At 68.8% G+C, this 13,883-nt stretch carries 11 protein-coding genes; 5 read left to right on the top strand and 6 right to left on the bottom strand.

From position 1 onward, the window contains the following. The first annotated feature begins 503 nt into the window (after nt 1–503). Nucleotides 504–1,694, top strand: coding sequence for a pyridoxal phosphate-dependent aminotransferase (locus IEZ21_RS33660; protein ID WP_189325603.1), 1,191 nt, complete (start codon nt 504–506; stop codon nt 1,692–1,694). A 238-nt stretch (nt 1,695–1,932) separates the two neighbouring features. Here IEZ21_RS33660 and IEZ21_RS33655 read toward each other — a convergent pair whose 3' ends face one another. The 4 genes from IEZ21_RS33655 to IEZ21_RS33640 form a co-directional block, all read right to left on the bottom strand. Next, nucleotides 1,933–2,241: a hypothetical protein gene (locus tag IEZ21_RS33655; protein ID WP_189325602.1), complete on the bottom strand. Its 309-nt coding sequence runs from the start codon at nt 2,239–2,241 to the stop codon at nt 1,933–1,935. Between the two features lie 235 nt (nt 2,242–2,476). Next, complete coding sequence (locus tag IEZ21_RS33650; protein WP_033322112.1) at nt 2,477–3,016, bottom strand: YbjN domain-containing protein; 540 nt, start codon at nt 3,014–3,016, stop codon at nt 2,477–2,479. 184 nt (nt 3,017–3,200) lie between these two features. Beyond that, complete coding sequence (clpB, locus tag IEZ21_RS33645; protein WP_189325601.1) at nt 3,201–5,813, bottom strand: ATP-dependent chaperone ClpB; 2,613 nt, start codon at nt 5,811–5,813, stop codon at nt 3,201–3,203. 291 nt (nt 5,814–6,104) lie between these two features. Further along, nucleotides 6,105–6,440, bottom strand: a complete 336-nt coding sequence (locus IEZ21_RS33640) for a Rieske (2Fe-2S) protein (protein WP_189325600.1) — start codon at nt 6,438–6,440, stop codon at nt 6,105–6,107. A 366-nt stretch (nt 6,441–6,806) separates the two neighbouring features. Between IEZ21_RS33640 and IEZ21_RS33635 the strand changes: the two genes are divergently transcribed. Both IEZ21_RS33635 and IEZ21_RS33630 read left to right on the top strand, forming a co-directional pair. Further along, on the top strand, nt 6,807–7,817 hold the full coding sequence (locus IEZ21_RS33635) for a helix-turn-helix transcriptional regulator (RefSeq protein ID WP_189325599.1): 1,011 nt from the start codon (nt 6,807–6,809) through the stop codon (nt 7,815–7,817). 23 nt (nt 7,818–7,840) lie between these two features. Then, nucleotides 7,841–8,833, top strand: a complete 993-nt coding sequence (locus IEZ21_RS33630; protein ID WP_189325598.1) for a helix-turn-helix transcriptional regulator — start codon at nt 7,841–7,843, stop codon at nt 8,831–8,833. Here IEZ21_RS33630 and IEZ21_RS33625 read toward each other — a convergent pair. After that, nucleotides 8,787–9,830: a helix-turn-helix transcriptional regulator gene (locus tag IEZ21_RS33625; RefSeq protein ID WP_189325597.1), complete on the bottom strand. Its 1,044-nt coding sequence runs from the start codon at nt 9,828–9,830 to the stop codon at nt 8,787–8,789. The genes IEZ21_RS33630 and IEZ21_RS33625 overlap by 47 nt on opposite strands. A gap of 313 nt (nt 9,831–10,143) precedes the next feature. On the opposite strand from IEZ21_RS33625, the gene IEZ21_RS33620 reads away from it, so the two are divergent. Next, nucleotides 10,144–10,575: a hypothetical protein gene (locus tag IEZ21_RS33620; RefSeq protein WP_189325596.1), complete on the top strand. Its 432-nt coding sequence runs from the start codon at nt 10,144–10,146 to the stop codon at nt 10,573–10,575. Nucleotides 10,576–10,647: 72 nt separating this feature from the next. Here IEZ21_RS33620 and IEZ21_RS33615 read toward each other — a convergent pair whose 3' ends face one another. Beyond that, nucleotides 10,648–12,105 (bottom strand): AAA family ATPase, encoded by a 1,458-nt coding sequence (locus IEZ21_RS33615; RefSeq protein WP_189325652.1) that lies wholly within the window; start codon nt 12,103–12,105, stop codon nt 10,648–10,650. A gap of 215 nt (nt 12,106–12,320) precedes the next feature. Here IEZ21_RS33615 and IEZ21_RS33610 point away from each other — a divergent pair, with 215 nt between their 5' ends. Further along, nucleotides 12,321–13,865 carry a circularly permuted type 2 ATP-grasp protein gene (locus IEZ21_RS33610; RefSeq protein WP_189325595.1) on the top strand — a complete coding sequence of 515 codons (1,545 nt, stop codon included), beginning with the start codon at nt 12,321–12,323 and terminating at the stop codon, nt 13,863–13,865. Nucleotides 13,866–13,883 lie beyond the last annotated feature (18 nt).

Here is a 13,883-nt window from a genome sequence, read left to right as displayed (position 1 = left end):
GACGGTCCGGATGCGGTTCCCCCGCGGACCAGCTGCCCCGTGTCAGCTGCCTCCGCCGCCGCATCCTCCCCCGCCGCCGCCCCCGCAGGACGACCCGCCTCCGCAGGACGAGCCCCCGCTACAGGACGAGCCGCCGCCCCCGTGGTGACCGCCCCCGCCCGAGGCCCACCAGCTGCCGCCGCGGTTCCTTGAGCCGCTGCGCGAGTGCGCCCTCCTGCTGTCGCTCGTCGCGGCGACCAGAACACCGATGACGACCACTGCACCGACCACCGCCAGGATGATGCCGATATTCATGGCGTCACCCTCCTTTCGTTCCCCCGAAGCGACCCCCCGTGGGCCATTGCTTCTCGCTTGTGTTCCTGTCTGTGTTTCTGTCTGCTTCCTTGCTGTTCCTGCTTGCTTCCTGCTTGCTTCTTTCTGGCTTCCTTCTTGCGTGAAAGGGGGATGCCCCCGGCCGTCGGAGCTCAAGCCGGAGTTGAGCAACTCCAGAGGTTGCGCGCAGGATGGCCGCCATGACCTCCACCGCGCGCCCGCTCCTCAACCGCCGTCTCGCCGAGTTCGGGACGACGATCTTCGCCGAGATGTCGGCCCTGGCCCTGAGCACCGGCTCCATCAACCTCGGCCAGGGCTTTCCCGACACCGACGGCCCCGAAGAGGTCCGCGAGGCGGCCGTACGGGCGCTGCGCGACGGCCGAGGCAACCAGTACCCGCCGGGCCCCGGCATCCCCGAGCTGCGCACGGCGATCGCCGCACATCAGGAGCGCCGGTACGGGCTCACGTACGACCCCGACACCGAGGTCCTCGTCACGGCGGGCGCGACGGAGGCGATCGCGGCCGCGCTGCTCGCCCTGCTGGAGCCCGGCGACGAGGTGATCGCGCTCGAGCCGTACTACGACTCGTACGCGGCCTGCATCGCGATGGCGGGCGGCACCCGTGTCCCCGTGACGCTGCGCCCGAGCGAGGGTTCGTTCCGTCTGGATCTCGACGAGCTGCGCGACGCGGTCACCGACCGCACCCGCCTGCTCCTGATCAACACCCCGCACAACCCCACCGGCACGGTCCTCACTCGCGACGAACTCACCGCGATCGCGGCACTCGCCGTCGAACGCGACCTCCTCGTGGTCACCGACGAGGTCTACGAACACCTGGTCTTCGACGAGGCCGAACACATCCCGCTCGCCACACTGCCGGGCATGCGCAACCGCACGGTCACCATCGGGTCGGCCGGGAAGAGCTTCTCCTTCACCGGCTGGAAGGTCGGCTGGGTTACGGCGCCCCGGGAACTCGTCTCGGCCGTCCGCTCGGCCAAGCAGTTCCTGACGTACGTCGCCTCCGGGCCCTTCCAGTACGCCGTGGCCGAGGCCCTGCGCCTGCCCGAAGCGTACTTCGAGGAGTTCCGTGCGGACATGCGCGCCAAGCGGGACCTGCTCGCGGGCGGCCTGGAGCAGGCAGGCTTCAAGGTCTTCCGCCCGGCCGGCACGTACTTCATCACCACCGACATCCGGCCCCTCGGCGAGAGCGACGGCTTCGCCTTCTGCCGCGCGCTGCCGGAGCGCTGCGGGGTGGTGGCGATCCCCAACGCCGTCTTCTACGACCACCGCGAGCAGGGCGCGCCCTTCGTACGGTTCGCCTTCTGCAAGCGGACGACGGTACTGGAAGAGGCGGCCTCCCGGCTCAAGACGCCGACCGCATAACAGCCGACAGGCGTACCCGCAAAGGTACCGGCCACACGAACGCGGTTGCTCCGAGCCGCCGCGCACCCAGTGGCGCGATGGATGGACGGGCACGACTGTTGACGCGGAGTTGCACGACCGGGTGGGGCGACTGGATTCACGGGGAGCTGCGGCTGCCCCCGTCCTGGTTGGTTCGACGACGGCTCGGGTGCACTGCCACCCTGGCGAACAGGCCCCCTGGCACCCGGCGGGCCGGTGCTCATGACCCGATGGAGGTTTCCCCGCCGGCCCTCCTGCTCGACCACCGGGCCGACCGACCCCGCGCAACCCGCGCCGCCGCGAGCGCCCGGCCGCGGTAGCCGCGCAACTGGCTCCGGGACAGTCTGGCCCGCTGCCCGCCGCCCGCGATCAGGGCGTTGACCGACACCATCGGGTCGCCTCCGACCGTCCGCGCCACCAAGGCCCCGACCACCAGCGGGACCAGCACCACCGAGAGGGCCGAACCGGTGGCGGTGACCGTGGCGGTGACGTTTCGGATGGGGCGCGGGCGCGTGGTGTCCGTGGTCATGACGACAGTGCACCAGCCGCCCGGGATCCGGGGTACCGGGCAACATACTCAGTCGCTGCGACCGGAATACTCAGGTCAGGGGGCGGGCAGGGCGAGCGCCTTCCGTGAGGTCAGCCCCGCGCGACGAACGGCGAGAGCCCGGCCGGGCACGCGACGCTGCTGGTCGCGGCCCTGACCGGGCTCTCGTTCGCGTACGGGGCCGAAGCCCTGGAAAACGCGAGGATTACCGCGGGAACTACTCCTCGTCGCCGTCGTCGGGCTTCTCGGCGTCGTTGACCTCCTGCTCAAGGCCGAGCTGCTCGACAAGCCACTTGTCGAACTCGATGGCGGCCCGCACCCAGCTGACCGTCGAGGACACGAAGTGCTCCAGGCTGACACCGGTACCGATCAGCATCTGCGCCTCGCCGATGAGGCGGACGGTGCCGTCGTCGTGCGTGTGGCTGTAGAGCTTGGGCCACAGCGTGCGCCGGTTCCAGTCGTCGATCGACTCGAGGAGCTGGGGCTTCTCGTCGATCTTGTGCGGGCGGTCGTAGAACGTCCGCACCGAGAAGACCTGCTGGTCTCCCTCGCCACGGAACATGAAGTACGTACGGAACTGCTCCCACGGCGCAGCGAGGTCACCCTCGTCGTCGACGACGTACTTCAGCTCCATCTGGTCCAGGAGCTGCTTCACGAGGTCCTGATCCGGGACGACGGGGCCCGCCGGTCCGCCGCTCTGCGGCTCTGGCTCGGGCTGGCCCCCGAAGTTCGGAATCGAGGACGGGTCGATGGACATACTTGGACACTCCTGTGCTCGTCTGGCTCGTCCGGCCATAGCTGAGACCAGACGTACACAGCCCACCCTCTCTCTCTTGGGCCGTGACCGGCAACCGCCCCAGGCGAAGGGTTCCGAATGTGGCCGAATGAACGGCGGAACGGCGCTCAATCGACCACGCCCCAGACAGCGGATGCGGCACGTACTACAGCGTCTTGCCCGTAGCCGGCCCCACGATCAGGCCGTCCCCGAAGGAGTCCACCCGTACCGTGTCGCCGTCCTTCACCTCGCCCGCGAGGATCTCCTTGGCGAGGCGGTCGCCGATGGTGGTCTGGACGAGGCGGCGGAGGGGACGGGCGCCGTAGGCCGGGTCCATGCCCTCGTCCGCGAGCCAGGTCAGGGCCTCGTCGGTGACCTCCAGGGTCAGGCGGCGCTCGGCCAGGCGCTTGGTGAGGCGGTCGATCTGGAGCCTGGCGATGCGCTTCAGCTCGGGCTTCGTCAGGGCCGAGAAGACGACCAGGTCGTCCAGGCGGTTCAGGAACTCCGGCTTGAAGGAGGCGCGGACCACCTCGAGCACCTGCTCCTTCTTCTCCTCCTCGCTGGTGATCGGGTCGACCAGGAACTGGCTGCCCAGGTTCGAGGTGAGGATCAGGATCGCGTTGCGGAAGTCGACCGTACGGCCCTGTCCGTCCGTGAGACGTCCGTCGTCCAGCACCTGGAGCAGGATGTCGAAGACCTCGGAGTGCGCCTTCTCGACCTCGTCCAGCAGCACCACGCTGTACGGGCGACGCCGCACCGCCTCGGTCAGCTGGCCGCCCTCCTCGTAACCGATGTAGCCGGGCGGGGCGCCGACCAGCCGCGCCACGCTGTGCTTCTCGCTGTACTCCGACATGTCGATACGGACCATCGCCCGCTCGTCGTCGAAGAGGAAGTCCGCGAGCGCCTTGGCCAGTTCGGTCTTGCCGACGCCCGTCGGGCCGAGGAAGAGGAAGGAGCCGGTGGGACGGTCGGGGTCCGCGATACCCGCGCGCGTGCGGCGTACCGCGTCCGACACCGTCCGTACGGCCTCGGTCTGGCCGATCAGCCGACGGCCCAGCTCCTCCTCCATGCGCAGCAGTTTCTGCGTCTCGCCCTCGAGGAGCCGTCCGGCGGGAATGCCGGTCCAGGCGGCGACGACGTCCGCGATGTCGTCCGCGCCGACCTCCTCCTTCACCATCGTGTCGGACTTGGACCCCGACTTGGACGCCTCCTCCTCTTCCTCGGAGGCGGCCTCCAAGTCCCTTTCCACGGCGGGGATCTCGCCGTACAGCAGCTTGGAGGCGGTGTCGAAGTCGCCGTCGCGCTGGGCGCGTTCGGCCTGCCCGCGCAGTTCGTCGAGCTTCTCCTTCAGCTCACCGACCCGGTTGAGGGACTGCTTCTCCTTCTCCCAGCGGGCGGTGAGGCCGCGCAGCTCCTCCTCCTTGTCGGCGAGATCGCGGCGCAGCTTCTCCAGGCGCTCACGGGAGGCGGGGTCGGTCTCCCTCTCCAGCGCCAGCTCCTCCATCTTCAGCCGGTCGACGACGCGCTGGAGTTCGTCGATCTCGACGGGAGACGAGTCGATCTCCATACGCAGCCGGGAGGCGGACTCGTCGACCAGGTCGATCGCCTTGTCGGGCAGGAAACGGGAGGTGATGTAGCGGTCGGAGAGGGTGGCGGCGGCGACCAGCGCGCTGTCCGCGATCACCACCTTGTGATGGGCCTCGTACCGCCCCTTGAGCCCGCGCAGAATCGCGATGGTGTCCTCGACGGTCGGCTCGGCGACCAGCACCTGCTGGAAACGCCGCTCCAGGGCCGGGTCCTTCTCGATGCGCTCGCGGTACTCGTCGAGGGTCGTGGCACCGACCATGCGCAGCTCACCGCGGGCGAGCATGGGCTTGAGCATGTTGCCCGCGTCCATGGCGGAGTCACCGCCGGCCCCGGCGCCCACGACGGTGTGCAGCTCGTCGATGAACGTGATGATCTGCCCGTCGGAGTCCTTGATCTCGGCGAGTACGGTCTTCAGCCGCTCCTCGAACTCACCGCGGTACTTGGCGCCCGCGATCATCGCGCCGATGTCGAGCGCGACGAGCCGCTTGTTCTTGAGGGACTCGGGCACGTCACCCTTGATGATCCGCTGGGCGAGTCCCTCCACGACGGCGGTCTTGCCGACGCCGGGCTCGCCGATGAGGACGGGGTTGTTCTTCGTACGCCGGGACAGCACCTGCACGACGCGCCGGATCTCCTGGTCCCGCCCGATGACCGGGTCGAGCTTGCCCTCACGCGCGGCGGCCGTGAAGTCGGTCCCGAACTTCTCGAGTGCCTTGTACTGGCCCTCGGGATCCGGTGTGGTCACGCGGCGCCCTCCCCTCGCTTTCTGGAAGGCCTCCAGCAGCTTCTTCGCACTGGCGCCCTGCTGGGAGAGTACGTCCCCGGTCTGGCCGCCCTTCGCGGCGATGCCGATCAGCAGGTGCTCCGTGGAGAGGTACTCGTCGCCCAGCTCCTTGGCCCGCTCCGTGGCATCGGCGATGACGGCGAGCAGCTCGCGGTTGGGCTGCGGCGGGGCGACGGTCGAGCCGGTCACGCTGGGCAGCGCGCTCAGTACACGCTCGGCGCCGGCCCGTACGGCCGCCTGGTCCGCCTCCGTCGCGGTCAGCAGGTCGGTGATGTTCTCGTTCTCCTGCCCCTCGAGCAGTGCGAGCAGCAGGTGCGCGGGGGTGAGATCCGGGTGGCCCTCGGACACGGCACGGTTGCTGGCCGCGTTGATCGCGTCCCGGCTCCTGTTGGTCAGCTCGGCGTCCACGTCCGCTGTCTCCTCCTTGCGTCAGCCGTCGTCAGCCATCTTCCAACACTGACTTTGGCAACGTACACAAAGTTGAGTCTATTTCACTCAAGGGGATGAGAGAGGCCACCCAGAAGGAAGATGCCCGCAGCAACGAAAAAAGGACAGAAACCAGCCGCGCTCCACAGCGCCCAGAAGCGGGCCATACCAGGAGATTCCGCGCAAACGACAGCGGCGTCACCGTGTTCAGGTCACGGTGACGCCGCTGCGGGGGGGAGCACCTGCGCGATCTATTGCGACGGGGGAATCGCGTCAGGCACTGCGGGGGGTGGCTGAGATGGTTCGTACGTCCGGGGCTTCCGGCTCGACCAGCTCGTGATCACGCTGGTCGAGGTTCACAAAGATCATTCCGTACCGAATGGCACACCGCACGGGCTGCGGCGCTCCTCGCGGACGTCGTAGACACCGGTACGCCCGCACGTCGTCTTCCTCGTCCCTGGTGACGACGACCGGCTCTCCGAAGACGGTCACCATCAGCGAGTCGCCGCTGTGGGGGATGGCGGTGACCAGGTCGATGAAGTGCCAGCCGGAGCGGTAGGCGGTGGCCATTTCTCTCCGGAAGGAGCGGTCGTCGGGTGGGGTAGTCATGACTCGGCGACCCACGTGCTGTCATTGTCGCCGCCGGTGGACGCCGGACTGATCCAGGTACTGTCACCAGGATTGGCGGCAGGCACCGGACTGACCCAAGTACTGTCACTGGGGTCGTCGGCAGTAGCCGCGGCACTCACGCGCCACGTACTGTCGCCCAACGGAGCGTCACCTTGCGTACCCACGAGGCCACCCACAGCCCCGAGGGTCACAACGGCGGAGAAGGCGGCGGCAAGCGCCGAGCGAAGCATTCTCTTATGCATAGTCGGCTTCGTCCTCATTTGAAGGTCACCTCTCCCCCGTCGAATACGACGATGGCGCATTCGGGCACGTCATGGCCACCGAATGGATGCATCATGTTCCTGCATGTTCAGGACCCTGGGGGGTGGAGATTTGGCTACAAATGAGACTAAGCAGACACATCCTCATGGAGTGACTGAGCTGTGCGAGGAAGGTCGCCGTCTTTATGAGAACGCTTTGCGCGTTGGGCGCATCGCCCGCGCGGACGTGGAGCCCGCTCCCTGCCTGATGGAGTTCGCCCTCCTGCACCCCGACCCCGACGACGCGAACTGGCTGCGCCCGGTTCCCCCGTCGATCGCCCTGGCCCAGCGGCTCAACCCGATCGAGCACGAGATCACCAAGCAGCGGCGGATGTCGATCGAACTGGCCGACGCTTTCGAGCCGTTCATGACCCTCAGCGCCCAGGCGACGTCAAACACCCACTCGATCACGGTGCTGGAGGGCATCGAGCGGATCAATGCGGCACTCGACCTGGCCACGGCCCAGTGCCAGTCCGAGATGCTCACGGTCCAGCCGAGCCGCCGCCGGCTCGAGCACACACTCCATCAAGGACTGGAGCGCGACAGGCCGTTGATCGAACGGGGCTGCCGCATTCGGACCCTCTACCAGCACACAGCCCGGTACAGCCCCGAGACCCTGGCCTACGTGGCCCAGTTCTCCAACGGCAAGGTGGAGTACCGCACCATCGACGAACTCGTCGAGCGGCTCATCATCTGCGACGAGACCGTCGCCTTCATCCCCACGCGCGATGACGGGCAGGTCGCCCTCGAGCTCCGTCATCCCGGGCTCGTCCGCTACCTGATCAAGGTCTTCGAGTTCATGTGGGGCCGTTCGGTCCCCCTGGACGCGGGCGCCCCCTACGAAACCGACCCCGACGGCATCACCGACATCCAGCACTCGATAGCGAAGCTGCTCGTGGAGGGCTACGTCGACGAGGCGATAGCCCGGCGCCTCGGCATGAACGTACGCACGTGCCGCGCCCACATAGCGAAGTTGGCCACCGCCCTCGGGAGCGGCAGCCGGGCCCAACTCGGCTTCCTCATCGCGCAGTCGGGGATCCTGGACCAGGATCACTGAACGCCGACCGAAGAGAGCCGCATGTGACAAGCGAGGCGCACGGCCACGGGCCGGAGGAACTGTGCGAGACGGGCACGCGACTGTACGCACGAGCCCTGCGGGAAGGGCGCGTACGCAGTGCCGACGTCGTCGGAGCCCCGTGTCTTGTCGACTTCGGGCTGCTGCAGCCGTCCGTCGAGGACCTGAGCCGACTGGAGCCCATCGCACCGGCCGCGGCCCTCCACAGGCTGCTCCGCATCGCCGAGGACCGCATCGCCGACGAACGGCGACGCGAGGAGCGGCTGGCCACAGTGTTCGAGCCGCTGATGCGGCTCGACGGCGGTCGTACGGCAGCGACGGACAGCCCGACGATCAGGGTCCTCACCGGTATGGCGCGCATCAACCAGGTCATCACCGAGACCTTGGCTGACGCCTCCAGCGAACTTCTCGCCATCCAACCGCACGCCTCGCACATCGGTCCGCCTCCCCAGGTCCACATCGAAGCCCTGGACCGCGACCAGGCTTTCCTCGACCGCGGCGGCCGCATCCGCACCCTCTACCAGCACACGCTGCGCCACGCACCCACTGTGCTCGCCCGCTACGAACAGTTGGCGGGCGATGTCGAGGCCCGCACCCTGGACGAAGTCACCGAGCGGCTGCTCGTCGTCGACCGGACCGTGGCCTTCATACCCGCCCACAAGGACCGCACCATCGCCGTGGCGGTCCATCACCCGGCCCTGGTCGGCTACTTCGTCACCACCTTCGACCGCCTCTGGCGGCTGGCCACTCCCATGTACCCCGAAGCGGTCCGGCGCCCGTCCCTCGACGGCGTCACCCCCCGCCAACGAGCCATCGCCGCCCTCCTCATCGAAGGCCACACCGACGCGGTCATCGCGGACCGCCTCGGCATGAACGTCCGCACCGCCCGAGTCCACATAGCCAAACTCGCCGCCACCCTCGGCAGCGAAAGCCGAGCCCAACTCGGCTATCTCATCGGCCAGTCGGGGATTCTGGAGCAACCGGACCAGGAGCGGTGAGAGGCTGAAGCTCCGTGGAGCGCGGCGGACCGTCGAGGCCCGCCTGGGCGATGCGGACCCCCAGCTGCGTACGGCTGGCGGCACCCAGCGTCTCCGACAACCGCGCGATGTGGGCCCGGCACGTACGGACGCTGATGCCCAGTCGCTCCGCGACCACCGCATCCTGGTGGCCCTCGGCCAGCAGTGCCGCGATGGCGCGTTCGCGGTGGGTGATGCCCTCGATGCCCGTGTCCGGTAGGGGCGCGGTGATCGGGATCGCGAGGCGCCAGAGCCGTTCGAAGACAGTGACCAGGTAGTCGACCAGCGCCGGGTGGCGCAGCTCCAGCGCGATCGTACGGTCCTGGCTCGCGGGGATGAAGGCGACCGTGCGGTCGAAGACGATGAGCCGCTCGGGGACCTCGTCGAGGGTGCGGGCCTCGGCCGCGTCGCCCATCAGCTCCATGTAGTTGAGCAGTCCCTGACCGTGCCGGGCCACGTGCGTGTACAGGTCGCGCATCCGTACGCCCCGCCGGCGGAGCGCGAGCGCCCGGTGCAGCCCTTCGGAGAGTTCGTCCTCGCGGCGGATGCCGCCCGGCTGCACGGCCAGCACCTCGGACGTGCACGCCTCGGTCGCCTCGTCCATGGCGGCACGGATGCGGGGCAGTCCGTCGAGCACCCGGATCGCCACGCCCTCGGCGGGCGACCGCGCGTCGCCACCCAGGGACGCGTACCACTCGAAGGCGGACACGGTCGCGCCCATACGCGACTGCGCCGCGACGACGTCCTCGTGCATCTCCCGCAGCAACCGCGTCATGACCTCCTGCGGCGAGGTCGGCACCAGATACCGCATGTCGTCGGGATCGGGATGCAACAGCGCCAGCTCGACCAGACAGGGCACGGCCTCGGCATCCTCACGGGACACCCGGCCACGCCGCACCGCCCGGGAGTACACCCGGTCCCCCGCATCGCACAGGCGGTCAGCACCGTGCGGATGCGCTTCCGTCCTGTGCCCGGCCATCTCCCCAACCCCTGGTTCCAGCCTCTCCGGAGCGCAACTATGCGGGGCCGTTCCCGCCTCCGCAACACGGCTTCGTCGCATCCACACCCCCTATCGACACATTGGATCCATATTTGTCCGCCCCTCCGCATGGCTGATTGCAACAAGCTGACGGTGGTGGCTGCACAAGCAACGGGTGCATCGTGGGAGCGCTTCAGACGGGCGTCAAGGCAACCTGAGCGGCCCTGGCCAGATACCCCCCATCCGGCCAGGGCTCCCAGGAAACGGCGATATGTAGGCGACAGCCGGCGTTCTGGCTGCAAGAGATCATGAGGTGACCCTGGAAACCGACAACCGCGACCGGCTGATCACAGCCGGGTGCGTAGTCCTGCTCGTCATCGCCTTGTTGCTTGCCGCGGCCGCGATCCTGGTGTCCATCGCGGTGCAGGGATTCTTCGACCGCCCGGCACCGCCGGACGACGAAGTCCTTGCCAAGAAGGCCGGACTGACCGGGTACCAACTCCATGAGGCCACACGGGACGGGGCTCTCACGGACAAAGAGATTACTCACGCGGCCGGGGATGCCCGCTGGGGCAGAGCGCGCGACGCTTCAACCACCAAGATCACGGTCGCTTACACCGCAAGCGGTGGAGCCGCGACCTGCTACCGGTTCATACTCTCTCTGCCCCTCACCGACCGAACCCTTGTCAATCTTGTACGGCTTGCCGACTGTCCCACCAACCTCAGCGAACCAGGCGCCTCGTGAGCGAACGCCGCTCTGACGAGTCCCGCGCTGATGGCGACACGGAAGTGCCCAGGCAGAGCCAATGACACCGGCTCACTCCCCTCCATACAACCGCTCGAGGTCAACCAGCTGAACGGACGGATCCGCACCAGCAGCGGCCCGGAGGCCATCGCTGAACCCCGCCCCGCTGAAGCACAGCAGCCGCGTACCGGCGGCGTCCGTGCCCGAGCGCTTGCGCAACAGCTCGCGGATGCGGCGAAGCCTGTCGAGGTGGCCTGTGCCCATGGTCTCGTTCCACTTGGCCTCGCCGATGGCCAGCAGGGTCTCGCGGCCGTCGTCCGTGCGTCCGAAGACCGCCAGGTCGACCTCGTGGCTGGTCCTGGCCGTGGGGTCCGCGACCGTGCCGGACTCGACGCGGGTTCGCTGTCCGCCCAGGGTGTCGGCGGAGGCGTACCAGCGGGCCCATGTGCGGCAGATCTGCTCGAAGTGCGGGCCGACGACCTTGCTGCGGAAGGTGGACTGCGACCGCTCCCAGACGGCCGGGGCCTGTCCCGGCCGTTCCAGGTCGCTCCACTCCGGGCGCATGACTGCGTAGTAGAAGGTGAGGATGGGCTCGGCGATCCGGTAGGCGGAACGCTTGCCGTGGAAGGCGTCCGGATCGCGCATGATCAGGCCGGTGTCCTCCAGAACGGTCAGCGCGTGGCCGAGGTCGGTGGACTTGCGTTCCAGGAAGCTCGCGATGCCGCCCCGGGTGTGGTTGCCCTGGGCGATGGCGGCGAGGACGCCGTGGTAGAGCGCGGTGTCGCGCAGGTCCGGCTCCTCGGCGAGGAGGAAGCGTGCCTCGCGGAAGAGGGGGCGGCCGGGGTTGAGGACGTTGCGCAGTATCCAGGGGCCGAAGTCGTCGAGGTCGGCGGGGGTGTCGCCGAGCACGAACTCACGGCCGTAGGCGGGGGTGCCGCCCACCACGGAGTTGAGCACGAGAGCCAGGCGGGGGTCCTCGACGCCCCAGAACCGGGCGGCGGACCGGTAGTCGAGCGTCGGCACGACCAGCTCCAGGCTCGCCCGGCCGCGCAGCGGCGCCGTACCGGAGAGCAGGTTGCCCATGAAGGACAGCGCCGATCCGCACAGCAGCAGCCGGACGGGCCCGCCCTCCCGGCGCCCCTGCGGTCCGAGGGCGCGCTGGAGCAGGGACGGCAGCTCGGGCGAGGCCTTGACCAGGAACGGGAACTCGTCGAGTACGACGGGCAGTGGTCCGGTGTCCGGCGTCGCGAGCCGCATCATCGCTTCGACGGCCTCGTCCCAGTGCGCGAACCGGTACGGCGTCCGCCGCCCCTGGAACCGGGCCATCGCCGCGCCGAACTGCCGTAGCGATTCGGCCTCGGTGGCCTCACTGGCCGCGAAGAAGAAACCGCCGGTTGCCCGGCACACCCCGTCCAGCAGGAAGGTCTTGCCCTGCCGCCGTCGGCCGGACACCACGCCCAAGGTGGCCTCGGGCCCCTGGTAACCCGCGTAGCGCACGAGCTCGGCCCACTCGAAGTCGCGGTCGAACATGGTCTCGGGTTTCTCGGGCTTGGGAATCACGGGGCCTCCGGTGTGCCGCGTCCTGCTGCCAGGATTCAATGACCAGGGAATCTATTATAGGCGTGCTTATCATTGCCCTCCGCACGCCGCCGGCGCAGTTGGCGCCCCACCCCACGATCACCCCCGTGAGCTGCCCGAAATCCCCAAGTGATCGCCCCGTTACCTGCCGCACCTACCGTCAGGCCATGGCGGACATATTTGACGCATACGCGTTGGCCGACGCGTGGGACGAGATGTTTGAGCGGCCGGGTGAGGTCAGGACCGCCTATGAGCCGGTACTGGCAGCACTCCAACCGATGGAACCGGCCGAACTCCGGTTCAGGGCCGACCAGATGGCCCGCGCGTTCACGGACCGCGGCGTCACCTATGCCTTCGCGGGCGAGGAAAGACCCTGGCCGCTGGACCTCGTGCCCCGGGTTCTCGACGCCCTCGAATGGGATCTGATCCAGCGCGGGGTCTCCCAGCGGGTCAGGGCGCTCGAGGCCTATCTCGCCGACGCGTACGGGCCGTGCCGGGCCTTCGAGGACGGGGTCGTCCCCTGGAGACTGCTCCTCAACTCCGGGCACTTCCACCGGGCCGCGCACGGTGTGGAACCGCCGGGCGGTGTACGCATCCATGTCGCCGGCATCGATCTCGTACGCGACGAGGCGGGCGACTTCCGGGTGCTGGAGGACAACGTACGGGTGCCGTCGGGGGTCTCGTACGTCATCGAGAACCGGCGCGCGATGACCCGGATCTTCCCCTCCCTCTTCGCCGAACAGCACGTCCTGCCGGTCGACGGCTACGGGCAGCGCCTGCTCGCGGCGCTGCGCGCGGCGGCGCCCGACGGGGTCGGCGACCCGCGCGTCGTCGTCCTCACCCCGGGCCCGAACAACGCCGCCTACTTCGAGCACGCCCTGCTGGCCCGGCTGATGGGCGTGCAACTGGTCGAGGGCCACGATCTCGTGTGCCGCGGGAACCGTGTCTGGATGCGGACGACGCGCGGCGAGATGCCGGTCCATGTCGTATACCGGCGGCTCGACGACGACTTCCTCGACCCGCTCCACTTCCGCCCCGACTCCGTCATCGGCTGCCCGGGCATCATGAACGCGGCCCAGGCCGGGAACATCACACTCGCGAACGCTGTTGGCAACGGCATCGCGGACGACAAGCTCCTCTACACGTACGTACCGGATCTCATCCGCTACTACCTCGCCGAGGAACCGGTCATCCCCAATGTCGAATCGTTTCGCCCCGAAGAACCAGGGCAGCTGGAGGCCGTCCTCGACCAGCTCCACCAACTGGTCGTGAAGCCGGTCGACGGGGCGGGCGGCCAGGGCATCGTGATCGGTCCGCATGCGGACAAGGCCACGCTGGATCGCGTACGCAAAGATGTTATCGCCGATCCGCGCGGCTGGATCGCTCAGCGGCCCGTCGCCCTGTCCACCTCGCCCACCCTCTCCGGCGACCGGATGGCGCCGCGCCACATCGATCTGCGGCCGTTCGCCGTGAACGACGGCAGCGATGTGTGGGTGCTGCCCGGCGGGCTCACCCGGGTGGCGCTCCAGGAGGGCAACCTCATCGTCAACTCCAGCCAGGGCGGCGGCTCCAAGGACACCTGGGTACTCGCCGACGGGCCGACGGGCGGGCCGCGACCGGAGGAGCCCAGCACCGTACCGGACGTCGTCCCGCGCCAGCTCGGCCCCGACGGGGAGCGCCTCGTCTCGCAGGAAGGGGCGCAACAGCAGTGACCACCACGCACCGGACAC

It is taken from the genome of Streptomyces flaveus (assembly GCF_014647675.1).
Classification (GTDB): Bacteria; Actinomycetota; Actinomycetes; order Streptomycetales; family Streptomycetaceae; genus Streptomyces; species Streptomyces flaveus.
This window is presented reverse-complemented; position numbering and strand designations above follow the sequence as displayed.

Coding starts and splice junctions, on each gene's coding strand:
- IEZ21_RS33610 (WP_189325595.1), top strand. CDS start 12,321: ATGGCGGACATATTTGACGCATACGCGTTGGCCGACGCGTGGGACGAG.
- IEZ21_RS33625 (WP_189325597.1), bottom strand. CDS start 9,830: ATGGCCGGGCACAGGACGGAAGCGCATCCGCACGGTGCTGACCGCCTG.
- IEZ21_RS33640 (WP_189325600.1), bottom strand. CDS start 6,440: ATGACTACCCCACCCGACGACCGCTCCTTCCGGAGAGAAATGGCCACC.
- IEZ21_RS33635 (WP_189325599.1), top strand. CDS start 6,807: ATGTTCAGGACCCTGGGGGGTGGAGATTTGGCTACAAATGAGACTAAG.
- IEZ21_RS33655 (WP_189325602.1), bottom strand. CDS start 2,241: ATGACCACGGACACCACGCGCCCGCGCCCCATCCGAAACGTCACCGCC.
- IEZ21_RS33650 (WP_033322112.1), bottom strand. CDS start 3,016: ATGTCCATCGACCCGTCCTCGATTCCGAACTTCGGGGGCCAGCCCGAG.
- IEZ21_RS33660 (WP_189325603.1), top strand. CDS start 504: ATGGCCGCCATGACCTCCACCGCGCGCCCGCTCCTCAACCGCCGTCTC.
- IEZ21_RS33615 (WP_189325652.1), bottom strand. CDS start 12,105: ATGTTCGACCGCGACTTCGAGTGGGCCGAGCTCGTGCGCTACGCGGGT.